Here is a 24,965-nt window from a genome sequence, read left to right as displayed (position 1 = left end):
TTGCGGCGCCGCGGAGATTTCGGTCCTGTTCGAGCCCGGCGCCTTGACACCCCGGCCTCTGTCCGATGAGCATCGAAGCGCTTCGAAAGCGCCGCGCCGCTCCATTCGCAAGGGGAACCGCTCGTGACCGATGACTCGCCGTCCACGCCACCGTTCCGCGATCCGCACCTGCCGTTCGCGAAGCGCATCGACGACCTGCTGGCACGGCTCACCCTGGACGAGAAGATCGCCTTCCTGCACCAGTTCACGCCCGCCGTGGAGCGCCTGGGCATCGCCGCCTGGCGGACCGGCCAGGAGGCGCTGCACGGCGTGGCCTGGATGGGCCCGGCGACGGTGTTCCCGCAGGCGGTCGGCCTCGGCGCGACCTGGAACCCGGACCTGGTGCGGCGGATCGGCGAGGCGGTGTCCAAGGAGGCCCGGGCGATGCGCGCCCGCGACGACCGGGTCGGCCTCAACGTCTGGTCCCCGACGGTCAACCTGCTGCGCCACCCGCTGTGGGGCCGCAACGAGGAGGGCTACTCGGAGGACCCGAAGCTGACGTCGGCCATCGCCACGGCGTACACCCACGGACTGCGCGGCACCCATCCCCGGTACTGGCGTACCGCGCCTGTGCTGAAGCACTGGCTCGCGCACAACAACGAGACGGACCGCGCCACTTCCTCGGCCTCCGTACGCCCGCGCGTGCTGCACGAGTACGACCTGCGCGCCTTCCGGGAGACGGTGGAGGCGGGCGCGGTGGCCGGGGTGATGCCCGCCTACAACCTGGTCAACGGCCGCCCCAACCATCTCTCCCCGCAGCTGCGCGAACACCTGCGCACCTGGACCGACGAGGAGCTGCTGGTCTGCTCGGACGCCGGCGCGCCCTCCAACCTGGTCGACGCCGAGCACTACTTCGACACCCACGAGGAGGCCACCGCGGCGGCCCTGCTGGCCGGCGTGGACAGCTTCACCGACCACGGCACGGACTCCTCGCCGATCACCGCCCGGGTCACGGGGGCGCTGGAGCAGGGCCTGCTGACCGAGGCGGACGTGGACACCGCCGTCCGCCGCCAGCTCTCGGTCCGCTTCCGGCTCGGCGAGTTCGACCCGCACTACGACCCGCACGCGGGCACCGGCGAGTTCGACACCCCGGCGCACCGGGCGCTCGCGCGGGAGGCCGCCGAGCAGGCCGTGGTGCTGCTGAAGAACGACGACGACCTGCTGCCGCTCGCCCCGGACACCCGGATCGCGGTCGTCGGTCTGCTCGCCGACGAGTGCAAACTCGACTGGTACAGCGGCAGCCTCCTGCGCCGCTCCACTGCGCTGGAGGGCCTGTACGAGCGGTTCGGCGCGGAGCGCGTGGAGTTCGCGGAAGGTGTGGACCGGGTCCGGCTGCGCACGGCGGCGGGCGCGTACCTGTCCGTGCCGCCGGCGGACGCCCCCGACCAGGCGCGCGGCGCCGCGGGCGCGCTGGACCCGGCGCTGCTGTCCGGCCGCACCGATCTGCCCCCGCTGACCACCGACACGACCGGCACCGAGTTCGCGCTGGCCGACTGGGGCGAGGGCGTGTTGACCCTGCGCGCCCCCGACGGCCGGTATCTCTCGGTCGCCGAGGACGGCTTTCTGCGCGCCTCCGCCGACCAGCCCGGCGGCTGGGTCGTCCAGGAGACGTTCCGCCTCGAACCGCACCGCGGCGGTCACCTCCTCCAGCATCTGGGCACGGGTCGCCATGTCCGGGTCGCCGCCGACGGCGTGAAGGTTGCCGACACCGGCGACGTCTTCGAGGTGATCACGGTCGAGCGGGGCGAGCGGGCCGTGGCCCGGGCGGCCGCCGAGGCGGACGTCGTCGTGGTGGTCGCGGGCAACGACCCGCACATCAACGGCCGGGAGACGGAGGACCGTACGACCCTGCTGCTGCCGGAGCACCAGCGGCGGCTGCTGCACGCGGCCCGCGCCGCCAACCCGCGCACCGTGCTGGTGCTGGTGTCGGCGTACCCGTACGCGGTGGACGTGACGCGGCTGCCGGCCGCGCTGTGGACGGCGCACGGCGGCCAGGCTGCGGGCACGGCGCTGGCCCGGGTGCTGGCCGGCGACGTCTGCCCGGCGGGCCGCCTCCCGCAGACCTGGTACGCCGCCGACGCGGACCTGCCCGACCTCCTCGACTACGACGTGATCGGCAGCCGGCAGACCTATCTCTACTTCGAGGGCACCCCGCTCTTCCCCTTCGGCCACGGCCTGTCGTACGCGTCCTTCGCGTACGCCGGGGCGGCGGCCCGGGTGGAGGCCGGCTCGGTGCACGTGAGCTGCACGGTCACCCACACCGGGGACCGGCCGGCGGACGAGGTGGTCCAGCTGTACGGCCGGGCCGTGGACCCGTCGGTGACCCGCCCGCGCCGCGAGCTGCTGGCGCACCGCCGGCTCACGCTCAGCCCCGGCGAGACGGCCGCCGTCTCCTTCGAAGTCCCGCTGTCGGCGCTGGAGTTCTGGGACGTGCGGCAGGGCGGATGGCGCCTGGAGCAGGGCCCGTACGAACTGCTGCTCGGCGCGTCCAGCGAGGACGTACGCCTGCGCACGACCGTGCACCTGGACGGGACACCCCCGGCACCCCGCCCGGTGCTGTGGCGCGGCCTTGCCGCGGCCGACTTCGACGAGCAGTCGGGCAGCGTGATCGTGGACCGCACGAGGACGGCGGGCGACGCGGTGACGCCGGCCCACGCCGGCACGGCCGAACTCGTCTACCGTGCCTGCGACTTCGACGCGGGCGTGCGCGAGGTGACCGCGCTGGTGGCGGGCGAGGGCACCCTGGAGGTGTCGCTGGACGGCGGCCCGGTGCTGGCGTCGCTCACCCTGGACACCCCCACGGGCGGCCCCTACGCGTACACCACGCTCACCGCCGCGTGCGCCGCCGCGGGCGTCCGCGACATCCGCCTCGGACTGCGCGGCCCGCTGCGGCTCGCGCACGTCGGCTTCTCCGGTTGAGGGTCCGGAGGAGACCGGCACCAGGAAGGGGCCCGGCACCGGAAGGCAGCGGTGCCGGGCTCCTCCGGTTCGGCGGCCCGCCGTCAGACTACCTGAAAACGGTTCCCATTAGCCATAGGAGTGTCCGGACACGCGAACGGCCGCAGCCCCCGCACAGTGGGCTGCGGCCGTTCCGTTTCCGACCTGTCCGTGGCAGGTCAGAGCGCGAGACCGGTGAGAACCAGCACGCGCTCGTAGGTGTAGTCCTCCATCGCGAACCGCACGCCTTCGCGGCCCACACCGGACTGCTTGGCGCCGCCGTACGGCATCTGGTCGGCGCGGTAGGACGGGACGTCGCCGATCACCACGCCACCGACCTCCAGGGCACGGTGGGCGCGGAAGGCGACCTGGAGGTCGTGGGTGAACACGCCCGCCTGGAGGCCGTACTTGGAGTCGTTGACCGCGGCGAACGCCTCGGCCTCGCCGTCCACCTTCTGCACGGTGAGAACGGGACCGAAGACCTCCTCGCAGGCGATCGTCACGTGCGCCGGTACGTCGGTGAGGACCGTCGGCGCGTACGAGGCGCCGTCGCGGTCGCCGCCGGTGCGGAGCGTGGCACCCGCCTCTACGGCCTCCTTCACCCAGGTCTCCACGCGCTTGGCCGCGTCCTCGCTGACCAGCGGGCCGACGTCCGTCTTGTCGTCGGAGGGGTCACCGGTGACCTGGGCCTCGACGGCGGCGACGATGCGCGGCAGCAGCCGGTCGTACACCGACGCGTCGGCGATCACGCGCTGCACCGAGATGCAGGACTGGCCGCCCTGGTAGTTGGAGAAGGTCGCGATGCGGGTCGCGGCCCAGTCCAGGTCGGCGTCGGAGGCGAAGTCGCCCAGGACGACCGCGGCTCCGTTGCCGCCCAACTCCAGCGTGCAGTGCTTGCGCGGCACCGAGTCCATGATCGCGTAGCCGACCTTCTCGGAACCGGTGAAGGAGATGACCGGCAGGCGCTCGTCCTGGACCAGGGCGGGCATGCGGTCGTTGGAGACCGGGAGGATCGACCAGGAGCCGGCCGGCAGGTCGGTCTCGGCGAGCAGGTCGCCGAGGATCAGACCGGACAGCGGGGTGGCCGGGGCCGGCTTCAGGATGATCGGGGCGCCGGCCGCGATCGCCGGGGCGACCTTGTGCGCGCACAGGTTCAGCGGGAAGTTGAACGGCGCGATGCCGAGCACGACACCCTTCGGGAAACGCCGGGTGAGGGCCAGCCGGCCCTGGCCCCCGAGGTCGGTGTCGAGCCGCTGGGCCTCGCCGCCGTTGAACCGGCGGGCCTCCTCGGCGGCGAACCGGAACACGGAGACCGCGCGGCCGACCTCGCCCCGGGCCCACTTGATCGGCTTGCCGTTCTCGGCGGAGATCAGCTGGGCGATCTCCTCGGTGCGCTCGGCCAGCCGCTTGCTGACGTGGTCGAGGGCGGCGGCGCGCACATGCGCCGGGGTGGCGGCGAACTCGTCCCGCACGGCGTACGCGGCGGCCACGGCCTCCTCGACCTGGGCGTCGGTCGGCATGCTCACCTTGCCGACGAGCCGGTCGTCCCACGGGGAGGTGACGTCGAAGGTGTCCTCGCCGGTGACCTGGCGGCCGGCGAGCCAGAAGGCATGGGTGGAAGTCATGTACGAGTCCCGGCCCTTCCGCGTTGGGGGTGTGCTTGGTTTGCCTGGTCCACGGTAGGGCGGGGCCGGCCGAGGGTCGTTTGTCCGACTCGTAGCAGTGAACGGACCGGGCACTACTGTTTGGACTACTCGGCGCTGCGCACTACTCCGTGGAGGTCGCCTTCAGCGCGAGCCACAGCTCCATGCGCACGTCGGGATCGTCCAGGCTCCGCCCCAGAATCTCCTCCACCCTCCGCATCCGGTACCGCAGCGTGTGCCGATGCACCCCCAGGTCCGCCGCGGCCGCGTCCCACTGCCCGTGCCGTGACAGCCAGGCCCGCAGCGAGGCGACCAGATCCCCGCGCCCGGTCGCGTCATGCTCGTGCAAGGCCCGCAGCAGCCCGTCCGCGAACGCCTTCACCGCGTCGTCGGCCAGCAACGGCAGTACCGATCCGGCGGCCAGCTGCTCGTGCTCGACGAACACCCGCCCCCGCCGCCGTGCCACCGACAGCGCCTGCTCGGCCTGCTTGTACGCCGCTGCCGCCGCGATCGGCCCGGCGGGCGCCGACAGACCGACGACCAGGTCGCCCTCGTCCGCACGCCCCTGCTCGGGCACGGCCCGATCGGCCTCTCGGGCCGCCGCGTACGCGGCGCAGGCGGCCACCGCCGCGCCCTCGTCGGCGGCCAGGACCACCAGCCGCTCCCCCTCGGGCACGACCAGCACCGCCTCGCCGGACCGCGCCGCGGCGGCCTCCACGGCCTCCGCCAGCTCGCCCAGCGGTTCGCCCGACGTACCGGACCCGGACTCGGCGACGATCATCCGGAACGGCGCGTCCAGCAGCCCGCCGTACAGGTCCCCGGCGACGGCCCGGGCATGGTCCGGTTCCCCGGCGAGGAGCATGCGCAGCACCGCCGTACCGATCCGCTGCTCGGCCGCGTGCAGGGAGCGGGAGCGTTCGGTGGTGAGGGTGAGCAGGGCGATGGCGGAGTGGACGGCGTACCGCTCGGCCGTGCCGAGCGCGGCGGCCGTGCCCACGGCGAGCGCCGCCCGCGGGCGCCGGCCGGTGCCGAGGGAGTGCAGCTCCACCCGGTCCTCGTGGTCCGGGCCGCCGACCACGGAGGACGCGGGGGCGGGCCGCTCCCGCAGCCGTTCCACGTCGGCGGTGAGCCGGGCGGCCCGGCGGCCGGCCCACTCCGGGGCGGCGGCGACGACGGCGCCCGAGGCGTCGTACAGCGCGGCCCAGCCGTCGACCTGCGCGGCGAGCGCGCCGAGCACACCCTCGGGGCCGGAGTTCAGAGCCTGTCTGGTCAGCTCGCGCTGGGCCGCGAAGCCTGCTGTCACGGCCCGGTACTGGTCGGCGGCGATGGCGGCGGAGACGGCCTTGCTGATGGCGAGGAAAGGGGTGCGGCGGGGCACCTCCAGCAGGGGCAGCCCCTCCTCGGCACAGGCGTCGACCAGCGCCTTGGGGATCTCCTCGTAGTTGACCCCGACGGCGAACCCGAGCCCGACCACGCCCGCGCCGGCCAGCCGCCGCACATACCGCCGCATGGCCTCCGGATCCTCCGCGTCCAGCTTCAGCGCGGTGATCAGCAGCAGCTCGCCGCCCTCCATGTAGGGCACGGGGTCGGCCAGCTCGCTGACGTGCGCCCAGCGGACGGGCACGTCCAGGCGGTCCTCGCCCGCACGCACGGTCAGCTTCAGCGCGGAGTGGTGGACGAGCGAGGCGAGAGTCGGGGGCATGGGGCCTTCACCGTGAGGGAGGAGTGGTCTTTTGGCCGCCGTGTATGAACGGCCTACGCCGATTCTGCCTCACCGTACGATCCCCCGCTGGCCCTGCTCACCCCCGCAGATCCACGAGCAACGGCGGCGCGTGCTCCCCCTGCACACTGGTCAACGACAACACCGCATGCCCCGCCGGCACCCCATGAGCCAACTCGGACGCGGACCAGCGCTCTCGCTCCACTTGCCGGACGGTGACGGCACGGGCAGTGGGTGCCTGGCCGGTGATCACCCGGCGCAGCATGTGCACCGCCTTGCCGGCCGGGGTCTCGGCGATGATCTGCCGGTCGGTGACGTCCCGGGTCTCCGTCCACTCCTTGCCCCACACCTCGGCGAAGTCCTGCCCGTCCCAGGGGGTGAGCCCGGACAGCGCCATCCGGCAGCCCGTGGCACCGAGCAGCGGACCGCGCAGCGGCCGGGGTACGTCGTCCAGGGTGCGCAGCGTGAGCACCGTGCCGGCGTTGGCGCTCCGCAGCCGCTGGATGCCGCGGACGGCCTCCGGGGTGACGACTCCGGTGGCGTCGTCGAGCAGCAGGCAGGCGAAGAGCGACCGGTCCTCCCGCACCGTCACCGAGGCCGTGAACTGGGCGAGCACCAGCCGCGCCAGGATCCGGGAGGCGTCGGCGTGGCCGCGCTGGGGCAGGTCGATGCGGACCCGGACCGGGTGGTCGAGGGCCTTGAGCGAGAACGGCCGGCTCTGTCCGGAGGTGTCGAAGAAGGCGGCGAAGGCCGGCCGGTCGAGCAGGGCGATCCGGTCGGCGAGAACCGTGCCGACGTCCCCCGGATGGGCCATCTGCCGCTCCCGGGCGTCGAGTTCCCGGATCAGGGAGGCGTGCCCGGTGTCGGTCAGCCCCTTGCGCAGCGCGGCCAGCGGGCCGGGGGCGCCGTCGAGCAGCTGCCGCAGTTCCGGTACCGAGGGGAAGCGGTCGTGGACGGCGCGGAAGGGGCCGAGCAACTGGGCCAGGACGGTGGTGGAGCGGCGGCTGTCGCTGCCCGGGTGCGGGTCGGCGAGGTCGCCGACGAGGGCCTCGGCGAGTATGGCGGCGGCCTCGTCGGGGTCGCTGGTGCCGCCGTAGAGGTCGAGGTCGTACACGGATCCGGGGTGACCGACGCGGACGACGACGTCGTACGCCTCGGCCGGGCCGAGGCCGGCGCCCGCCGCGCCGACCACCACGACCGACGCCCGGCCGGCCAGGGCGTGCAGGCAGAGCGACTCGGCGAGCGGGCGCACCACGGCCCCGGTCTTCCCGGAGCCGGCCGGGCCGACGGCGAGCAGAGAGGTGCCGAGCAGGTCGGGGCCGAGGGCGAGGCCCGCGCCGCGGTAGTGGTAGGGGTTGCGGGGGTCGTCGGCGGTGGTGCCGAGGCGGACCTGCCCGGTGAGCAGGTCGTGCCGGGCGTGCCGGGCGGGCAGGTCGCGTTCGCCGGAGGGGTGCAGGCAGGCCGCGGCGCCGTCCTTCAGCACGGCGCCGGTGAAGGCGCCGAGACTGTGCCGGCCGCTCCGCACGCCCTGCCAGGCGCGGCTGATCCGCGCATGATCCACATCCCGCATGAGCCCGGCCCTGGCCTCGGCGGCAAGCCGCTCGGCAGCCTCATGGACCCCGGCCTGCCGCAGCTGGGGCCATTCGGCGGGGTCGTGGTCGGGGGTGGGTGGGGGCTCGGTCACCGGCGCGGCCGGACCCCAGGCGGACGGCCCGTACCGGCGCCAGACCTCGCCCCAGCGGCCGAGGCGTCCGACGACGAGCAGGATGGCGAGGGCGATGACGGTGTAGTACGAGTACCAGAGGATCGCGTTGCCGACGCGGTCGTTGCCCTGGCGCCAGGAGTCGGGGGTGAACAGCTCCAATGGCAGCACCCACCAGGCGCCGAGATAGCCGTTCCACAAAAGGGACCACACCAGCCAGCCCACGAGGAAGGCGATCAATGCGCCGCTGAGCAGCTGCCGGGCGGGGATCTGCTCGGGCTCCCGCTCGGGCCGGGGCCGGTGCCCGAAGCGCCACACGCCGGGCGGGGCCTCCGGGCGGGGAGCCCGCAGCCAGGTGAGGAAGGGTGAGCCGTCTGGTTTGGGGGGCGCGCCGGGCGGGAGCGAGGGTGCCGGCGGCGCACCTGCCGGCATGGGCGGCACCCCCGCCCCGTCAAGCGGCGCCGTCGGGCGCGGTACCGGGTTCGCATGCGTGCCGCGTGCGTCCCGTGTGCCGTCGGTGTCCATCGACCCTGCCCCCTGACCAGCCGTTCCGTCCGCCATTCCGTCCACCATCAGCGAGCCAATCTAACGCCCCCGGAACGGGAGTTCACCGCTTACGCGGCCGAGAGGTGGCCGTACCCGCCCGGGCGGGCTATGTCCACGGCGGACAACCGGACTCGCCGACAACGCCCACATGGAGCATGCCCGCCCCCCGGAACCGGTCTTAGCCTGCGAGAAAAGAAGGTATGCGTCCGAAAACGCACCGCCCGGAACCGCCCGGGACCGCCGGTACGCAAGATCATCAGGGAGCCCCCCATGACCGCACTTCCGCAGGAGCGCCGCGTCGTCACCGCCATCCCCGGCCCGAAGTCGCAGGAGCTTCAGGCCCGCCGTACCGCCGCGGTCGCACAGGGCGTGGGCTCCGTGCTGCCCGTCTTCACCACGCGCGCGGGCGGCGGCATCATCGAGGACGTCGACGGCAACCGGCTGATCGACTTCGGTTCCGGTATCGCCGTGACCTCCGTCGGCGCGTCCGCCGAGGCCGTCGTCCGGCGCGCCAGCGCCCAGCTCGCCGACTTCACGCACACCTGTTTCATGGTCACCCCCTACGAGGGCTACGTGGAGGTCGCGGAGGCGCTGGCCGAGCTGACCCCGGGTGACCACGCCAAGAAGTCCGCGCTGTTCAACTCCGGCGCCGAGGCCGTCGAGAACGCCGTCAAGATCGCGCGTGCGTACACCAAGCGGCAGGCCGTGGTGGTCTTCGACCACGGCTACCACGGGCGGACCAACCTGACCATGGCGCTGACCGCCAAGAACATGCCGTACAAGCACGGCTTCGGGCCGTTCGCGCCCGAGGTGTACCGGGTGCCGGTGGCGTACGGCTACCGCTGGCCGACCGGCCCGGAGAACGCCGGCCCCGAGGCCGCCAAGCAGGCCATCGACCAGATCACCAAGCAGGTCGGCCCGGACAACGTCGCCGCGATCATCATCGAGCCGGTGCTCGGCGAGGGCGGCTTCATCGAGCCGGCCAAGGGCTTCCTGCCGGAGATCGTGAAGTTCGCCAACGACAACGGCATCGTCTTCGTCGCCGACGAGATCCAGTCCGGGTTCTGCCGGACCGGGCAGTGGTTCGCCTGTGAGGACGAGGACATCGTTCCCGACCTGATCACGACCGCCAAGGGCATCGCCGGCGGTCTGCCGCTGGCCGCCGTCACCGGGCGCGCGGAGATCATGGACGCCGCGCACGCCGGTGGGCTGGGTGGCACCTACGGCGGTAACCCGGTCGCCTGCGCCGGTGCGCTCGGCGCCATCGAGACGATGAAGGAGCTGGACCTCAACGGCAAGGCCAAGCGCATCGAGGAGATCATGAAGGGTCGCCTCACCGCCATGGCCGAGAAGTTCGACATCGTCGGTGACATCCGCGGCCGCGGCGCCATGATCGCCATCGAGCTCGTGAAGGACCGCGCCACCAAGGAGCCGAACCCCGAGGCCACCGCCGCGCTGGCCAAGGCCTGCCACGCCGAGGGCCTGCTGGTCCTGACCTGTGGCACCTACGGCAACGTGCTCCGCTTCCTGCCGCCGCTGGTCATCGGCGAGGACCTGCTGAACGAGGGCCTCGACATCATCGAGCAGGCTTTCGCGCGCATCTGAGCGATGGGTCTGCACCTCTGAAGGGTGCCTGCGGCAGGCCGTGTGAAGAACGTGTGCGGGGTGGATGACGGGAGCGGATTCCATCTGCCCAAGCGCCCGCGCCTGCCGTAGGTTCTACCCAGATGAGAGATACACCCCGCCCACAGGGGACTGTGGGCGACTCCAGGCCGGGGCCTCCCCAGCTTCGACCTGGTCGTGCCCTCGCGCACACAACCGGCGCCTGACGGCTCCGGGATCTCCTCACCGATCGGACGGTCGCCGCCCCAAACCCCCCGGGGCGAGCGACGTTCCGATCCGGACGGCCGCCTCGGAACCATCCCCCCTGTTCCGGGGCGGCCGACCTCCTTCTCCCCCGCCTCATGGGTAATGCGCCCACGTGCCTCATGGGCAACGCGCCCCCGTCGGGCCCGCGCCCATGTGAGAAACGCGCCCACGTCACAAAACGCGCCACGCGAGCATCGCGGCACGCGAGAAGCGCGCCCATGCGAGAAACGCGCCCGCCCCACACCGGGGCCCTGAGCACCCGCAGCGCCCTGCCGCCTGACAGGCTGGGGCCATGCTGCTCCTGGTCCTTCCGGCGCTCGCCTTCGCCCTCATCACCTGGCAGGTCGTCGCCGACGGACCGCTGCTCCGGCTGGACGCGGCCGCCAGCCGGGCCCTCGTCCGCCCGGACCGGTTCTCGGAACTGCTCGCCGACCTCGGCGACATCGGGGTGGCGGTACCGGTGCTGGCCGTCGCCATCGGATACGTCCTGTGGCGGGGCCGGGCCGCCGGTGCCGAGCGGTGGTGGCTGCCGCCGCTCGCCGCGGCCGTGCTGATGGCGCTGGTCCCGGCGATCGTCGTACCGCTGAAGGAGTGGACGGCCCGGCCCGGCACGCCCGTGGTGCCCCCCGCGGTCGGCTACTTCCCCTCCGGCCACACCGCGACGGCGGCGGCCGCGTACGGCTCCGCGACCCTGCTCCTCCTGCCCTGGCTCCGCTCGTCCGCCGCCCGCCGCCGGCTGGTGGGCTGCTGCGCGGCCGTGGTCCTCGGAGTGTCGTACGGCCTGGTCCGCCGGGGCTGGCACTGGCCGCTGGACGTGGTGGCCAGCTGGTGTCTGTGCACCGTGCTGCTGGCCACCCTGTCGCTGGTGCCGGGCCTCAGCCGCGGCCGAAGTAGGCGTCGAAGTTCTTCTGGAACTCCCAGTTCGCGTAGCGGTCCCAGTTCACCGACCAGGTCATCAGGCCGCGCAGGGCGGGCCAGGTCCCGTGGGGCGCGTACGAGCCGCAGTTCGTCTTCTTCGTGAGGCAGTCCAGGGCCTTGGTGACCTCGGACGGGGCGACGTGGCCGTTGCCCGCGTTCGTCGACGCCGGCATGCCGATGGCGACCTGGTCGGGGCGCAGCGGCGGGAAGACGTCGTCCGGGTTGCCGGCCACCGGGAAGCCGGTGAGCAGCATGTCGGTCATGGCGATGTGGAAGTCGGCGCCGCCCATGGAGTGGTACTGGTCGTCCAGTCCCATGATCGGGCCCGAGTTGTAGTCCTGGACGTGCAGGAGGGTCAGGTCGTCGCGGAGGGCGTGGATCACCGGGAGGTACGCCCCGCAGCGCGGGTCCTGACCGCCCCACTTGCCGGTGCCGTAGTACTGGTAGCCGTTCTGCACGAAGAAGGTCTCCGGCGCCATGGTCAGCACGAACGACGAGCCGTACGTGGCCTTCAGGGTCTTCAGCGCCGAGATCAGGTTCACGATCACCGGGGTCTTCGGGTTCTTGAAGTCGGTGTCGTCGGCGTTCAGGGACAGCGAGTGGCCCTCGAAGTCGATGTCGAGGCCGTCGAGGCCGTAGCTGTCGATGATCTTCGAGACCGAGGAGACGAAGGCGTCGCGCGCGGCCGTCGTCGTCAGCTGGACCTGGCCGTTCTGGCCGCCGATGGAAATGAGCACCTTCTTGCCGGCCGCCTGCTTGGCCTTGACGGCCGCCTTGAAGTCGGCGTCGCTCTCCACGTTCGGGCATTCCGTGACCGGGCAGCGGTTGAAGCGTATGTCTCCGGAGGTGGCCGAGGTCGGCTCGCCGAAGGCCAGGTCGATGACGTCCCAGCTGTCGGGGACGTCGGCGAGGCGGGTGTAGCCGGCGCCGTTGGCGAAGCTCGCGTGGAGGTAGCCGACGAGGGCGTGGGCGGGCAGGCCGGTGGAGCCGCCGCTGCCGGCGCTGGTCGTCGCGGTGACGGCCGCGGACTTCGCGGACTCGCCGGCGTCGTTCACCGCGGTCACCTGGAAGCTGTACGCCGTCGAGGCCGCGAGGCCGGACACGGTCGCCGACGTGCCGGTCACCGTCTGGGCCTTGGCGCCGTCGCGGTAGATCGCGTAACCCGTCGCTCCGGTCACCGCCGACCAGGACAGGCCGACGGAGGAAGAGGTCGCGGAGGTGGCCTTCAGACCGGTCGGCGCGGCGGGCGGCTGCCCGGTGCCGCTGCCGCCGGGACCGACCAGGGTGATGTCGTCGGCGTGGTAGGCGCCGGTGCCGTACCAGCCGTGGGTGTAGATCGTGACCTTGGTGGTGGCAGCCCCGGTGCGGAAGGTGGTGCTCAGTTTCTGCCAGTCGGGGGCGGACTGGGTCCAGGTGGAGACGTCGGTGGTGCCGGTGCCGCTCGCGCCGAGGTAGACGTAGGAGCCGCGGACGTATCCGGACAGGGTGTACTGCGCGTCGGGCCGGACGGTCACCGTCTGGCGGCACTGGGCGTTGTCGCTGCCCGCCGGGGTGGCCCGGAGCGCGGAACCGCCGCTGTGCACGGGCGAGTCGACCGTCGTACCGGCCGTGCAGGTCCAGCCGGTCAGGCCGGACTCGAAGCCGCCGTTGGTGGCGACGTCCGCGTCGGCCGCGCGGGCGGCCGACGAGAGCGCGGTGACACCGGGCATGGCCAGAGTTACGGCCGTGAGCACGGCGAGGACGGATCCGGGACGTCTGGCGCGATCCACAAGGACCTCCGTGGTCGGGGGAGTTGGAGGGGCGGAGCGCACACAACTTGGTCCAGACCAATCCTGTTGTCAAGGTGTCCGGGCGTTACCCGTCCGCCTCCCGCCGCCTGGCCAGGTCCGCCGCCGCCTCGTGCAGCGCCAGTTCCAGCAGCGCCGGGTCGGTCAGCGTGCCGGAGCCGTCCGGCGGCACCAGCCAGCGCACGCCACGGCTCGCCCGCCCGGGGTACGGCACGACGATCCAGGTGCCGGCTCCGGCGGTACGGATGCCGGTGCCGAGCCAGCGGGCCGCGGTGCCCGGAGGCACGAAGAACCCGACCCGGTCGTCGCCGAAGTCGACGAGCACCGGGCCGGGTTGGCCGAGGATCCGGGTCAGTACGTCCAGGGTCGGATAGCCGAGGTCACCCGGCAGGATCAGGACGTCCCACGCCTTGCCGGCGGGCAGCAGGGCGACCCCGAGGGGGTTGCGTTCCCACTCCCAGCGGCAGGCGTCGGGGTCCGGTGCGACGGATGCCAGCCATTCGACCGCCGTCTTCTCCCCACTCATCGACAAGCCTCCCTCTTTCCCGTTCGACGCGGTCGCGTCGGAAGGAGAGAGGGAGCCTTCCGGAGAGCATTACGCGGGTCACCACAACCCGTTGGAGTGAACCGACTCACACCCACTGGTCGGTGTGCGGCCCGTCGACCGCCTTGATCCGCGTGGTCAGTTCGGTCATCTGGTTGTAGATGGACCGCCGTTCGGCCATCAGCGCGCGCAGTTTGCGGTCCGCGTGGTCCACGGTCACATGGTCACGGCCACCGAAGAGCTGGCCGATCCGCGACGGTGACAGGTCGGTGAGTTCGCGGCACAGGTACATGGCCATCTGGCGGGCGGTCACCAGGGCACGGCCCCGCTCCTTCCCACACAGCGCCTCGGCCGTCACACCGAAGTAGGCGGCGGTCATCTCGATGATCCGCCGGGCCGCGTCCTCCTCGCGGGAGGGTCCGCGGTCCGGGACGAGGTCACGCAGCACGACGGCGGCCAGGCCGACGTCCATCGGCTGCCGGTTCAGCGAGGCGAAGGCACGGACCCGGACGAGCGCACCCTCCAGCTCCCTGACGTTGCGCTGGACGTGCGAGGCGATGTGGTCGAGCGTCTCGGGCGGAACGTCGATGCCCTCCCGCTCCGCCGTGCGACGCAGCAGGGTGACCCGCACCGCCTGCTCGGGCGGCTGGATGTGGGTGATCAGTCCGGACTCCAGGCGGCCGCGCAGCCGGTCACCGAGGTGGGTGAGCTGTTTGGGAGGGCGGTCGGAGGAGACCACGATCTGCCTCTTCGCGACGTGCAGTTCGTCGAAGAGATGCCGGAACTCCTCGTGCAACCCGCCCTGAGCGGGGAGGAACTGGATGTCGTCCACCAGGAGCAGGTCCAGGTCCAGATAACGCCGGCGGAACGCGTCGAGGCCGCGCCCGCGGCCCGCCCAGAGATACTCGTGGGCGAGCGTCTCGGCCGTCAGGTAGCGCACCCGCGTGCCCGGCCGCGTCCGGCGGGCGTGGTGGCCGATCGCGCAGAGCAGATGGGTCTTGCCGATGGCCGACGTGCCGTAGACGTAGAGCGGGTTGTACAGGGTGGCCGGTGCCTCGGCGACGGCCCTGGCCGCGCCGTGGGCGAACCGGTTGGAGTCGCCGACGACGAAGGTGTCGAAGAGGAACCGGGGGTCGAGGCCGTGGTGGGCCGGGCGGTCCGCCGCCGGTGACTGCGCGACGGGCGGCCGCGGGCCGGCGCCCTCGTCCGGGTCGGCGTCCTGCGGTCCGTCCGTGACCGGGGTGTTCTCCCGGGACTCCTGCTCCTCGGCCGCGACCAGCTGGCGTTCCAGTTCCTCGCACCGCCGCTCCGCCCGCACCCGCCGGGCGTGGGCGTCCTTCAGTTCCTCGCCGAGCGCCTCCACCTGCTCCATGAGGTCCTGGCGCTCCCTGAGCAGGGCGGTCACCTGGTCCTCGTACAGCCGCAGGGCCTTGTCCTTCTCAGCGGCCGTGCGGTCCTGGTGGCCGTGCAGCCGGCGGATCTGGAGCTCCAGGTCGGCGGCTCGCTGCTGCGCGTCCGCCAGCGCCCCCTCCAGGGCCCGCACGAGAGCGGCGGACCGCAGCGACTGGCGGTCGGCGTCGGCGAGTTCGTCCTCCAGCGCCTGGACCCGGTTCAGCGCGGAACCGCTGCACGCCAGCGCCGTGCGATGCAGCCGGCGCATCAGCTCGATGGCCTCCGGAGTGGGGGCGCGGCCCTGCTCCTCGGCGACGTCCCGGATCAGGTCCTGGACGAACTCCCAGGGCGGAATGCGGGTGCCGTTGAGGAACCGGGACAGGGAACCGGGGTCCCGGTGCCGGCGGGCGGCGTACCGGCGCACGCTGACGCCCAACCCGTCGAACAGGCGCCGTAACGCCTCCGCCAACGCCCGCGACTCCCTGGGAAGATCGCCGTCCAACGGCACCAGAACGCTCATCCCGCCCCCTCGCGCTTCGACGTCCCGGTGTTGCGGCAGGTGGCAACTGTGCCGGCTGGCGCAACACCGGACGACCGCACCAGTCTGTTCTCCCGCCCCCCACAGGAGACCAGAAAGGCATATCAATGCACGGCCCCCGAGGGCGAACCGATCTTGTGGCTTTTCTCGCGGTCCTGCTGACCGGAGTCATCCTCGTCCTGTCCGGCATCCCGCCCGAGGCGGTGTCCACCGTGGCGATCGGTCTGTCCACGCTGTACGCCGCCTGGCGGGGCGGACGGTCCTCCGGGGGCCGGGACGGATGACGGGGTTCAGCTGTCGAAGCCCAGGCCCAGCCGGTCCATCGCGCGCAGCCACAGATTGCGGCGGCCGCCGTGCGCGTCCGCGCGGGCCAGGGACCACTTGGTCAGGGCGATGCCGGTCCAGGCGAAGGGCTCCGGCGGGAAGGGCAGCGGCTTCTTGCGGACCATCTCCAGCTCGGTCCGCTCGGTCCGCTCCCCGTCCAGCAGGTCCAGCATCACGTCCGCGCCGAACCGGGTCGCGCCCACGCCGAGCCCCGTGTAGCCCGCCGCGTACGCCACGCGGCCCTGGTGCGCGGTGCCGAAGAACGCCGAGAACCGGGAGCAGGTGTCGATGGCACCGCCCCAGGCGTGCGTGAAGCGGACGCCCTCCAGCTGCGGGAAACAGGTGAAGAAGTGGCCGGCGAGCTTGGCGTACGTCTCGGGCCGGTCGTCGTACTCGGCGCGCACCCGGCCGCCGTAGTGGTGGATCGCGTCGTAGCCGCCCCACAGGATGCGGTTGTCGGCGGACAGCCGGAAGTAGTGGAACTGGTTGGCCGAGTCGCCGAGCCCCTGTCGGTTCTTCCAGCCGATCGACGCCAACCGGTCGGCGCTCAACGGCTCGGTCATCAGCGCGTAGTCGTAGACCGGGACGGTGTACGACCGCACGCGCCGCAGCAGGCTCGGGAAGATATTCGTGCCCAGCGCCACCCGGCGGGCGCGGACCGAGCCGTACGGGGTGCGTACGGCCATGCCGGCGCCGTACTGCTTCAGGGTCAGGGCCGGTGTGTGCTCGTAGATCCGCACCCCGAGCTCGATGCAGGCCCGCTTCAGGCCCCACGCCAGCTTGGCCGGGTGCAGCATGGCCACGCCGCGGCGGTCCCACAGGCCCGCTTCGAAGGTGGGCGAGTTCACCTGCTCGCGGACGGCGTCGGCGTCCAGGAACTCGATGCCGTCGGCGAGACCCTTCTCCTCCAGCTCCCGGTGCCAGTCCCGCAGTTCCCAGGCCTGGTAGGTCTCGGTGGCGACGTCGATCTCCCCGGTGCGTTCGAAGTCGCAGTCGATGCCGTGCCGGGCCACGGCGGCCTCGATCTCGTCGAGGTTGCGCCGGCCCAGCTCCTCCAGCCGGTGGATCTCACCGGGCCAGCGGGCCAGGCCGTTGGGCAGGCCGTGGGTGAGGGAGGCGGCGCAGAAGCCGCCGTTGCGGCCGGAGGCGGCCCAGCCCACCTCGCGGCCTTCCAGCAGGACCACATCCCGCCCGGGGTCGCGCTCCTTGGCGCCCAGGGCGGTCCACAGTCCGCTGTAGCCGCCGCCGACGACCAGCAGGTCGCAGGTCTCGGCGGTGGTGAGGGCGGGCTCGGGGTGGGGCTTGCCGGGGTCTTCCAGCCAGTACGGGACCGGCTGGGCTTCGGAAAGAGAGGCGATCCAGTTGTCTTTGCCACGACTCATGGCGCTTGGGGCCATGATTTCAACTCCCTACAGAGGACTTTCCGGAAAAGGGCTATGCCTTTTGCTTGTTCCGGCGATTGCTGATGACCATCGAGGTCAGTACGAGGAGCACGGCGACGAGGAACATCGCCGTACCGATCACGTTGATCTGGACGGGCGTTCCGCGCTGGGCCGATCCCCACACGAACATCGGGAAGGTGACGGTCGAACCGGCGTTGAAGTTGGTGATGATGAAATCGTCGAAGGAGAGCGCGAACGAGAGCAACGCGCCGGCGGCGATTCCGGGTGCCGCGATGGGCAGGGTGACCCGCAGGAAGGTCTGCACGGGACCGGCGTACAGGTCCCGGGCGGCCTCCTCCAGGCGCGGGTCCATCGACATCACGCGCGCCTTGACCGCGACGACGACGAAGCTGAGGCAGAACATGATGTGCGCGATCAGGATCGTCCAGAATCCCAACTGAGCACCCATGTTGAGGAACAGGGTGAGCAGCGAGGCCGCCATGACGACCTCGGGCATCGCCATCGGCAGGAAGATGAGCGAGTTCACGGTGCCGCGCGCGCGGAAGCGGTAGCGGACCAGCGCGAAGGAGATCATCGTGCCGAGGATGGTGGCGCCGACCGTCGCCCAGACGGCGATCTGGAGGCTGAGGGAGAGCGAGCCGCACATGTCGGCGACCCCGCACGGGTCCTTCCAGGCGTCCGTGGAGAACCGCTGCCACTCGTAGTTGAAGCGCCCCTTCGGCTTGTTGAAGGAGAACACCGTCACGACGACGTTCGGCAGCAGGAGATAGGCGAGCGTCAGCAGTCCCGCGATGACGACGAGATTGCGCTTGAGCCAGGTGACGACGGGCATTTAGACCAGATCCTCCGTCCCGGACCGGCGGATGTAGATCGTGACCATGGCCAGGATGGCGGCCATGAGGATGAAGGAGAGGGCCGCCGCCGTCGGATAGTCCAGGATGCGCAGGAACTGCGTCTGGATGACGTTTCCGATCATGCGGGTGTCGGTGGAGCCGAGGAGTTCGGCGTTCACGTAGTCACCGGCCGCCGGGATGAACGTCAGCAGCGTGCCGGAGACCACGCCCGGCATGGACAGCGGGAAGGTCACCTTGCGGAAGGTGGTCCACGGCTTGGCGTACAGGTCGCCGGCCGCCTCGTGCAGCCGCCCGTCGATCCGCTCCAGCGAGGTGTACAGCGGCAGGATCATGAACGGCAGGAAGTTGTACGTCAGTCCGCACACCACCGCGAGCGGGGTGGCGAGGACGCGGTCGCCGGCCGTCCAGCCGATCCAGCTGGTGAGATCCAGGATGTGCAGCGAGCTCAGGGTGTGCACGATCGGACCGTTGTCGGCGAGGATCGTCTTCCAGGCCAGGGTGCGGATCAGGAAGCTGGTGAAGAACGGCGCGATCACCAGGACCATGATCAGGTTGCGCCAGCGGCCCGCGCGGAAGGCGATGAGATACGCCAGCGGGTAGCCGAGCAGCAGGCACAGCACGGTCGCGGCGGCCGCGTAGAAGACGGACCGCAGGAACTGCGGCCAGTACGCGGACAGCGCGTCCCAGTAGGTCGCGAAGTGCCAGGTGACCTTGTAGCCCGCCTCCAGGGAGCCCTGCTGGACGGAGGTCGAGGCCTGGTAGATCATCGGCAGCGCGAAGAAGACGGTCAGCCAGAGGATGCCGGGCAGCAGCAGCCAGTACGGGGTGAACCGGCCACGCCTGCGCGGGGGCTTCTTCGCTGGTTCGGCGGCGGCGAGCGGCGGTGGCGCCTCGGAGAGCGTGGACATCAGGCGGCGACCTCTTCCTCGGTGCCCGCATCGATGTCCTGGCCGGCGTCCAGGCCGAACGTGTGCGCCGGGCTCCAGTGCAGGACGACGTCGGCGCCGGGGACGAGCCTGCCGTCGCGCTCGACGTTCTGGACGTACACCGACAGCTCGTCGCAGACGGGACTGTCGATGACGTACTGCGTGGAGACGCCGATGAAGCTGGCGTCGGCGATCTTGCCGGTGATGCGGTTGCGGCCCTCGGGGATCTGGCCGGCGTCGTCGGCGTGCGTGAGCGAGATCTTCTCGGGGCGGATGCCGACCAGCACCTTGCCGCCGGCCGCCGTCGGGGCGGAACATCGCGCCTCGGGCAGCACCAGCTTGCCGCCGCCCGCCTTGAGCACGATGTCGTCGCCGCTCTTGGTGTCGACCTCGGCCTCGATGAGGTTGGAGGTACCGAGGAAGTTCGCGACGAAGGTGGTGTCCGGGTTCTCGTACAGGTCGGTGGGCGAGCCGAGCTGCTCGACGCGGCCGCCGTTCATCACGGCGACCGTGTCGGCCATGGTCATGGCCTCCTCCTGGTCGTGCGTGACGTGGATGAAGGTGATGCCGACCTCGGTCTGGATGCGCTTGAGCTCCAGCTGCATCTGACGGCGCAGCTTGAGGTCGAGGGCGCCGAGCGGCTCGTCCAGCAGGAGCACCTTCGGGTGGTTGATCAGGGCGCGGGCCACGGCCACCCGCTGCTGCTGGCCGCCGGAGAGCTGGTGCGGCTTCTTGCGCGCCTGCTCGCCCAGCTGGACCAGCTCCAGCATCTCCTCGACCTGCTTCTTCACGCTCTTCATGCCGCGCCGGCGCAGGCCGAAGGCGACGTTCTCGAAGATGTCGAGGTGCGGGAAGAGGGCGTAGGACTGGAAGACCGTGTTCACCGGGCGCTTGTACGGCGGCAGGTGCGTGACGTCCTGGTCGCCGAGGTGCACGGTTCCGGAGGAAGGTTCCTCCAGGCCGGCGATCATGCGCAGGGTGGTGGTCTTGCCGCAGCCGGAAGCGCCGAGCAGGGCGAAGAAGGAGCCCTCGGGCACGGTGAGGTCCAGCGGATGTACGGCGGTGAAGGAGCCGTAGGTCTTGGAGATACCGGAGAGGCGGACGTCGCCGCTGTTGTCTGGTGTCGTCTTCATCGTCGTCACGCCCCTGTGAGCTTCGCGAACTTTCCTTCGTAGGCCGTCTCTTCCTTCTGGCTCAGGGAGCGGAAGGCATGGGACTTCGCCTGCATGGCCTTGTCGGGGACGATCAGCGGATTATCCGCCGCGTCTTTGTCGATCTTCGCAAGGTACGGCTTCACTCCGTCGACCGGCGTCACGTAGTTGATGTACGCGGCGAGCGCGGCGGCCTGGGCGGGCTCGTAGTAGAAGTCCATGAGCCGCTCGGCGTTCGTCTTGTGACGCGCCTTGTTCGGGACGCACAGGTTGTCGGTCGACGTCATGTAGCCGCTGTCGGGGATGACGAAGTCGACGTCCGGGCTGTCCGCCTTGAGCTGGACGACGTCACCCGCCCAGGCGATGCAGGCGGCGAAGTCGCCCTTGGTGAGGTCGGAGGTGTAGTCGTTGCCGGTGAAGCGGCGGATCTGGCCCTTGTCGACGGCCTTCTGGAGGCGGGCGATCGCCGCGTCGTAGTCGTCGTCGGTGAACTTCGCCGGGTCCTTGCCCATGTCGAGCAGGGTCATGCCGATGGAGTCCCGCATCTCCGACAGGAAGCCGACGCGCCCCTTGAGCCTGGGGTTGTCGAGCAGGTCGGAGACCGACTTCACCTCGATGCCGTCGAGCGCCTTCTTGTTGTAGGCGATGACGGTGGAGATGCCCTGCCAGGGATAGGAGTAGGCCCGCCCGGGGTCCCAGTCCGGGTCACGGAACTGGGGCGACAGGTTGGTGTAGGCGTGCGGCAGGTTGGACGGGTCCAGTTTCTGGACCCACCCGAGGCGGATCAGCCGGGCGGCCAGCCAGTCGGTGAGGACGATGAGGTCCCGGCCGGTGTCCTGGCCCGCGGCGAGCTGCGGCTTGATCTTGCCGAAGAACTCGTTGTTGTCGTTGATGTCCTCGGTGTAGTCGACCGTGATCCCGGTGCGCCTGCGGAAGGTCTCCAGCGTCGGGTGGTGCTTGCCGCTGTCGTCGACGTCGATGTACTCGGTCCAGTTGGAGAAGTTCACCACCTTCTCCTTCGCCGAGTGGTCCTGGGCGGAGGTGCCGCCCTGGCTCTTGCCCGCGGCGGGGATCCCGCAGCCGCTCAGCGCCCCGAGGCCGCCGGCCGCGAGCGCGCCGCCCGCGGAGGCCCGCAACAGCGACCGGCGAGTGAGCGCCGCACGGCCGCTGCGCAGGCTGCGCCGGATGGCGGCCGCTTGGGGCGGGGTCAGGCGGTCGGGCTCGTACTGCTCCATGCGCGTGGTGCCCTTTCGGGAGGGATCGGCCTGGTCAATGGCCTGGTCGGTCTCTATCGGTCCCCGAAGATCGTGCGGTGCCAGTCCTTCCTCGCCACCGCCGTGTTGTCGAACATAACGTGCTTGACCTGCGTGTATTCCTCAAAGGAGTACGACGACATGTCCTTGCCGAAGCCGGAGGCCCGGTAGCCGCCGTGCGGCATCTCGCTGATGATCGGAATGTGGTCGTTGACCCAGACGCATCCCGCCTTGATCTCGCGGGTGGCGCGGTTGGCGCGGTAGACGTTGCCGGTCCACGCGGAGGCGGCGAGGCCGTAGGGGGAGTCGTTGGCCAGCCGAATGCCCTCATCATCACCGTCGAACGGAAGAACGACCAGTACGGGACCGAAAATCTCCGACTGGACGATCTCGCTGTCCTGGGCCGCGTCCGCGATCAGGGTGGGCCGGTAGTAGGCGCCCTGCGCGAGATCCCCCTGGGGAGCCTCGCCGCCGGTCACCACGCGCGCGTAGGCACGCGCCCGGTTCACGAAGGCGGCGACCCGGTCGCGCTGGACGTGTGAGATCAGCGGCCCGAGGTCGGTGCCGGGCGCGAACGGGTCCCCGAGCCGGACGGTCTCCATCAGCGCGGCCGTCCGCTCCACGAACGCCTCGTACAACGGACGCTGCACGTACGCGCGCGTGGCGGCCGTGCAGTCCTGCCCGGTGTTGATGAGCGCACCGGCGACCGCGCCGTGCACGGCGGCCTCCAGGTCGGCATCGTCGAAGACGACGAAGGGCGCTTTGCCGCCCAGCTCCAGATGCAGCCGCTTGACGGTGGCGGTGGCGATCTCGGCCACACGCCTGCCGACGGCGGTGGACCCGGTGAAGGAGGTCATGGCGACGTCGGGGTGTCCGACGAGGTGCTCACCGGCCTCCCGCCCGGTCCCGGTGACGATGTTGATCACCCCGTCCGGGATGCCTGCGTCCGTCGCGGCCTGCGCGAACAGCAGCGAGGTCAGCGGGGTCAGCTCGGCGGGCTTCAGGACGATCGTGTTGCCGGCGGCGATCGCCGGAAGGATCTTCCAGGCGGCCATCTGGAGCGGATAGTTCCAGGGCGCGATGGACCCGACGACACCGATGGGCTCGCGCCGGATGTAGGAGGTGTGGTCGCCGGAGTACTCACCCGCGGACTGGCCTTGCAGATGCCGGGCGGCCCCCGCGAAGAAGGCGGTGTTGTCGACGGTCCCCGGGACGTCGAACTCGCGGGTGAGCTTGAGCGGCTTGCCGCACTGGAGGGACTCCGCGCGGGCGAACTCCTCGGCCCGGTCGGCGAGCACGGCGGCGAACCGGTGCAGGGCGTCCGAGCGCTCGCCCGGAGTGGCGGCGGCCCAGCCCGGGAACGCCTCGCGCGCGGCGGCGACGGCCGCGTCGACGTCGTCGGTGCCGGCCAGCTCGTAGGTGTACACCTCCTCGCCGGTGGCGGGGTCGACCACGGCGTGGTGACGGCCCGAGGTGCCCTTGGCCGGCCGGCCGGCGATGAACTGCGCACCGTCGGCGAAGCGGTCCTGTGCGGGGAATCGTTCCGGGGTGGCGGTGCCCGGTTTGTGCATGTCGCTCTCCTCCGCCGTGCGCCCGTCCCGGGGGCGGGTGGCGTAGCTCCAGCTCGATTTGAGTGCCGATCCTGACAGAGCAATAGGACTCCAACAAGTGATTCCGTTGTTGCCTTTTGGTTACGCGACGGAATCTGTCGACCAGGTGTCGAGTCGGGGCAGAAAAGGGCGGACGGAGTGTCAGTGGTGCGTGCCAGACTCGCGTGCATGGGGAAGATCGACGGGGTGGAAGCCCTGATCAGTGAGGTCCGGGCAGGGGCCCGGGTGAAATACCTGCACTTCTGGGGGCACCGCCCGCGGCCCGACGGGCGAATCGGCCAGAGCTGTCTGAGCCAGTGGTGGCCGGCGCCGTTCGTGGTCGACGGGGTGGAGTACGCGACGGCCGAGCACTGGATGATGGCCGGCAAGGCCCGGCTGTTCGGGGACGCGGAGGCGGAGCGCCGGGTGCTGGCCGCGGCGCATCCCGCCGAGGCCAAGAAGGCGGGGCGGCTGGTCCGGGACTTCGACGAGGGGATATGGGAGCGCGAGCGCTTCCGGATCGTGGTCGAGGGCAGCGTGCACAAGTTCGCCGCCCACGACGACCTGGGAACGTTCCTGCTGAGCACCGGGGACCGGGTGCTGGTGGAGGCGAGCCCGGTGGACCGGGTGTGGGGCATCGGCCTGGCGGCGGACGACGAGGCGGCCTCGGACCCGGAGCGGTGGCGGGGGCCGAACCTGCTGGGCTTCGCGCTGATGGAGGCGCGGGAGCGGCTGGCGGGGGCGGGGGCCTGAGCGGTACGCCGCTCCGGCCTGGATCGCTCAGCCGTACATCGCGATGGCGAAGGCGAACAGCCCTGCCACCAGGACGATCCCGACGGCCCCGCAGATGATGCCGGCCAGGGCCACGCCCGGGTTGGTCGCTTCGCCCCGGCGGGCCTTCGCCTTGCCCACGGCGCCGAAGATCACCGCCAGCACGCCCAGCACCAGGGCGACCGGCCACATCAGGAAGCCGACCGCGGAGATGATGCCCAGCACCAGCGAGGCCGTACCCATGCCGTTGCTCGGGAGCGGCTGCATGCCGGGCCAGCCGTAGCCGCCGCCGGCGGGGTAGGGGGCGACGCCGTACGGAGCGTGCGGCGGGCCCGGGTAGCCGTAGGCCGGGACCGTACCCGGGTAGCCGTACGGCACCTGGCCGGGACCGTCGGGGGCGATGGGCGGCGGGGGCACGGCCTCCGTCACCCCATGCGGTCCGGCGGGAGACGCCGGCGGGGCGTAGGAGGTCCCGGAGGCGGCGGGCGGGGCGAAGGGGTTCGCCGGGGGTGCGAAGGGGTTCGGCTGGGGAGTGGAGGACACCGGGGGCGCGAAGGGGTTCGGCTGCGGGGTGGACGCGGCCGGGGGCGCGAACGGGGCCGTCCGGGGTGCGGGGGCCGGGGGCGGGAAGCCGGCGGCCGGGCCCGGGCTGGCCCAGGGGGCGGGTACGGCGTCGGTGGGCTCGGCCGGGGACGCCGGCAGCGAGGTCAGCGTCTGCTGGTCGTGGACCGAGGCCGGGGCGAGGGCCGCAGCCTGCGCCGGGGCCGGAATCGCAGCCTGCGCCTGCGCGGGGGCCGCATCCTGGGCCTGGGCCTGCACCGCATCCTGGGCCTGGGCCGGAACCGCAGCCAGGGTCGGGTCCTGGCGGGGCGCCGCCTCGGGTGCCCGCTCGTCCGCGCCCGCGCCCGCGCCCGCGCCTGCGTCCACCGGGCCCACCGCGTCCCCTGTGTCGGCCGTGCGTCCCTTGTCCAGGGAGACCCGGGATATCCCGGACCGGTGCCCGGCGGCCTGCTCCCCCGGCGTGGACTGCGGCGCCTCGTCGGACATGGTGAAACCCCT

General features: G+C 71.7%; 17 protein-coding genes and 1 pseudogene. 5 read left to right on the top strand and 13 right to left on the bottom strand.

Features of this window, described 5'->3' with window-relative positions:
• Positions 1 to 123: 123 nt before the first annotated feature.
• Complete coding sequence (locus ACZ7DL_RS30920; RefSeq protein WP_470779146.1) at positions 124 to 2,958, top strand: glycoside hydrolase family 3 C-terminal domain-containing protein; 2,835 nt, start codon at positions 124 to 126, stop codon at positions 2,956 to 2,958.
• Positions 2,959 to 3,155: 197 nt separating this feature from the next.
• On the opposite strand, the gene ACZ7DL_RS30915 is transcribed toward ACZ7DL_RS30920, so the two are convergent.
• From ACZ7DL_RS30915 to ACZ7DL_RS30905, 3 genes are all read right to left on the bottom strand, one after another.
• Complete coding sequence (locus ACZ7DL_RS30915; RefSeq protein ID WP_470779144.1) at positions 3,156 to 4,601, bottom strand: aldehyde dehydrogenase family protein; 1,446 nt, start codon at positions 4,599 to 4,601, stop codon at positions 3,156 to 3,158.
• Between the two features lie 142 nt (positions 4,602 to 4,743).
• Positions 4,744 to 6,321, bottom strand: coding sequence for a PucR family transcriptional regulator (locus ACZ7DL_RS30910; protein ID WP_470779142.1), 1,578 nt, complete (start codon positions 6,319 to 6,321; stop codon positions 4,744 to 4,746).
• A gap of 97 nt (positions 6,322 to 6,418) precedes the next feature.
• The gene (locus tag ACZ7DL_RS30905; RefSeq protein ID WP_470779140.1) at positions 6,419 to 8,566 is read right to left on the bottom strand and encodes an ATP-binding protein; all 2,148 of its coding nucleotides are present in this window, start codon (positions 8,564 to 8,566) and stop codon (positions 6,419 to 6,421) included.
• 291 nt (positions 8,567 to 8,857) lie between these two features.
• On the opposite strand from ACZ7DL_RS30905, the gene gabT reads away from it, so the two are divergent.
• Together gabT and ACZ7DL_RS30895 are read left to right on the top strand one after the other, a co-directional pair.
• Positions 8,858 to 10,192 carry a 4-aminobutyrate--2-oxoglutarate transaminase gene (gene gabT, locus ACZ7DL_RS30900; protein WP_470779138.1) on the top strand — a complete coding sequence of 445 codons (1,335 nt, stop codon included), beginning with the start codon at positions 8,858 to 8,860 and terminating at the stop codon, positions 10,190 to 10,192.
• Between the two features lie 556 nt (positions 10,193 to 10,748).
• A pseudogene (locus ACZ7DL_RS30895) lies at positions 10,749 to 11,396 on the top strand (phosphatase PAP2 family protein); the annotation flags it as partial.
• Here ACZ7DL_RS30895 and ACZ7DL_RS30890 read toward each other — a convergent pair.
• The 3 genes from ACZ7DL_RS30890 to dnaA all read right to left on the bottom strand — a co-directional run bounded on the left by ACZ7DL_RS30890 (position 11,332) and on the right by dnaA (position 15,617).
• Positions 11,332 to 13,083: a chitinase gene (locus ACZ7DL_RS30890; protein ID WP_470779265.1), complete on the bottom strand. Its 1,752-nt coding sequence runs from the start codon at positions 13,081 to 13,083 to the stop codon at positions 11,332 to 11,334. The pseudogene ACZ7DL_RS30895 and the gene ACZ7DL_RS30890 overlap by 65 nt on opposite strands.
• 145 nt (positions 13,084 to 13,228) lie before the next feature.
• On the bottom strand, positions 13,229 to 13,687 hold the full coding sequence (locus ACZ7DL_RS30885) for a bifunctional DNA primase/polymerase (RefSeq protein WP_470779136.1): 459 nt from the start codon (positions 13,685 to 13,687) through the stop codon (positions 13,229 to 13,231).
• A 106-nt stretch (positions 13,688 to 13,793) separates the two neighbouring features.
• Positions 13,794 to 15,617: a chromosomal replication initiator protein DnaA gene (gene dnaA / locus ACZ7DL_RS30880; protein ID WP_470779134.1), complete on the bottom strand. Its 1,824-nt coding sequence runs from the start codon at positions 15,615 to 15,617 to the stop codon at positions 13,794 to 13,796.
• A gap of 155 nt (positions 15,618 to 15,772) precedes the next feature.
• Between dnaA and ACZ7DL_RS30875 the strand changes: the two genes are divergently transcribed.
• Entirely contained in the window at positions 15,773 to 15,919 is a 147-nt protein-coding gene (locus ACZ7DL_RS30875) for a hypothetical protein (RefSeq protein WP_470779132.1), read from the top strand.
• A 6-nt stretch (positions 15,920 to 15,925) separates the two neighbouring features.
• Here the strand turns inward: ACZ7DL_RS30875 and ACZ7DL_RS30870 are convergent, their stop codons facing one another.
• Genes ACZ7DL_RS30870 through ACZ7DL_RS30845 form a run of 6 tightly spaced genes read right to left on the bottom strand, consistent with a single transcriptional unit; the run spans position 15,926 to position 23,117 of the window.
• Positions 15,926 to 17,356: an NAD(P)/FAD-dependent oxidoreductase gene (locus ACZ7DL_RS30870; protein ID WP_470779130.1), complete on the bottom strand. Its 1,431-nt coding sequence runs from the start codon at positions 17,354 to 17,356 to the stop codon at positions 15,926 to 15,928.
• A 37-nt stretch (positions 17,357 to 17,393) separates the two neighbouring features.
• A complete protein-coding gene (locus ACZ7DL_RS30865; protein WP_470779127.1) occupies positions 17,394 to 18,194 on the bottom strand; it encodes an ABC transporter permease in 801 nt (266 codons plus the stop codon).
• Complete coding sequence (locus ACZ7DL_RS30860; RefSeq protein WP_470779124.1) at positions 18,195 to 19,124, bottom strand: ABC transporter permease; 930 nt, start codon at positions 19,122 to 19,124, stop codon at positions 18,195 to 18,197.
• Complete coding sequence (locus tag ACZ7DL_RS30855) at positions 19,124 to 20,284, bottom strand: ABC transporter ATP-binding protein (RefSeq protein WP_470779122.1); 1,161 nt, start codon at positions 20,282 to 20,284, stop codon at positions 19,124 to 19,126. Before ACZ7DL_RS30855 ends, ACZ7DL_RS30860 begins: the two co-directional genes overlap by 1 nt.
• Entirely contained in the window at positions 20,281 to 21,528 is a 1,248-nt protein-coding gene (locus tag ACZ7DL_RS30850) for a polyamine ABC transporter substrate-binding protein (protein ID WP_470779120.1), read from the bottom strand. The genes ACZ7DL_RS30855 and ACZ7DL_RS30850 overlap by 4 nt, the downstream gene beginning before the upstream one ends.
• A 53-nt stretch (positions 21,529 to 21,581) precedes the next feature.
• Entirely contained in the window at positions 21,582 to 23,117 is a 1,536-nt protein-coding gene (locus ACZ7DL_RS30845) for a gamma-aminobutyraldehyde dehydrogenase (RefSeq protein ID WP_470779118.1), read from the bottom strand.
• Positions 23,118 to 23,324: 207 nt separating this feature from the next.
• Here ACZ7DL_RS30845 and ACZ7DL_RS30840 point away from each other — a divergent pair, with 207 nt between their 5' ends.
• Positions 23,325 to 23,888 (top strand): NADAR family protein, encoded by a 564-nt coding sequence (locus tag ACZ7DL_RS30840; RefSeq protein ID WP_470779116.1) that lies wholly within the window; start codon positions 23,325 to 23,327, stop codon positions 23,886 to 23,888.
• A gap of 27 nt (positions 23,889 to 23,915) precedes the next feature.
• On the opposite strand, the gene ACZ7DL_RS30835 is transcribed toward ACZ7DL_RS30840, so the two are convergent.
• On the bottom strand, positions 23,916 to 24,953 hold the full coding sequence (locus ACZ7DL_RS30835; protein ID WP_470779114.1) for a DUF4190 domain-containing protein: 1,038 nt from the start codon (positions 24,951 to 24,953) through the stop codon (positions 23,916 to 23,918).
• Between the last annotated feature and the right edge of the window lie 12 nt (positions 24,954 to 24,965).

It is taken from the genome of Streptomyces sp. NPDC036984 (assembly GCF_055607665.1).
Note: the sequence above shows the minus strand (reverse complement) of the source record. Positions and strands in the feature narration are given on the sequence as shown.

Bases quoted from the DNA above. Each gene is read 5' to 3' on its own strand.
- ACZ7DL_RS30915 (WP_470779144.1), bottom strand. From the start codon at position 4,601: ATGACTTCCACCCATGCCTTCTGGCTCGCCGGCCGCCAGGTCACCGGC.
- ACZ7DL_RS30910 (WP_470779142.1), bottom strand. From the start codon at position 6,321: ATGCCCCCGACTCTCGCCTCGCTCGTCCACCACTCCGCGCTGAAGCTG.
- ACZ7DL_RS30905 (WP_470779140.1), bottom strand. From the start codon at position 8,566: ATGGACACCGACGGCACACGGGACGCACGCGGCACGCATGCGAACCCG.
- gabT (WP_470779138.1), top strand. From the start codon at position 8,858: ATGACCGCACTTCCGCAGGAGCGCCGCGTCGTCACCGCCATCCCCGGC.
- ACZ7DL_RS30890 (WP_470779265.1), bottom strand. From the start codon at position 13,083: ATGCCCGGTGTCACCGCGCTCTCGTCGGCCGCCCGCGCGGCCGACGCG.
- ACZ7DL_RS30885 (WP_470779136.1), bottom strand. From the start codon at position 13,687: ATGAGTGGGGAGAAGACGGCGGTCGAATGGCTGGCATCCGTCGCACCG.
- dnaA (WP_470779134.1), bottom strand. From the start codon at position 15,617: ATGAGCGTTCTGGTGCCGTTGGACGGCGATCTTCCCAGGGAGTCGCGG.
- ACZ7DL_RS30870 (WP_470779130.1), bottom strand. From the start codon at position 17,356: ATGGCCCCAAGCGCCATGAGTCGTGGCAAAGACAACTGGATCGCCTCT.
- ACZ7DL_RS30865 (WP_470779127.1), bottom strand. From the start codon at position 18,194: ATGCCCGTCGTCACCTGGCTCAAGCGCAATCTCGTCGTCATCGCGGGA.
- ACZ7DL_RS30860 (WP_470779124.1), bottom strand. From the start codon at position 19,124: ATGTCCACGCTCTCCGAGGCGCCACCGCCGCTCGCCGCCGCCGAACCA.
- ACZ7DL_RS30850 (WP_470779120.1), bottom strand. From the start codon at position 21,528: ATGGAGCAGTACGAGCCCGACCGCCTGACCCCGCCCCAAGCGGCCGCC.
- ACZ7DL_RS30845 (WP_470779118.1), bottom strand. From the start codon at position 23,117: ATGCACAAACCGGGCACCGCCACCCCGGAACGATTCCCCGCACAGGAC.
- ACZ7DL_RS30840 (WP_470779116.1), top strand. From the start codon at position 23,325: ATGGGGAAGATCGACGGGGTGGAAGCCCTGATCAGTGAGGTCCGGGCA.
- ACZ7DL_RS30835 (WP_470779114.1), bottom strand. From the start codon at position 24,953: ATGTCCGACGAGGCGCCGCAGTCCACGCCGGGGGAGCAGGCCGCCGGG.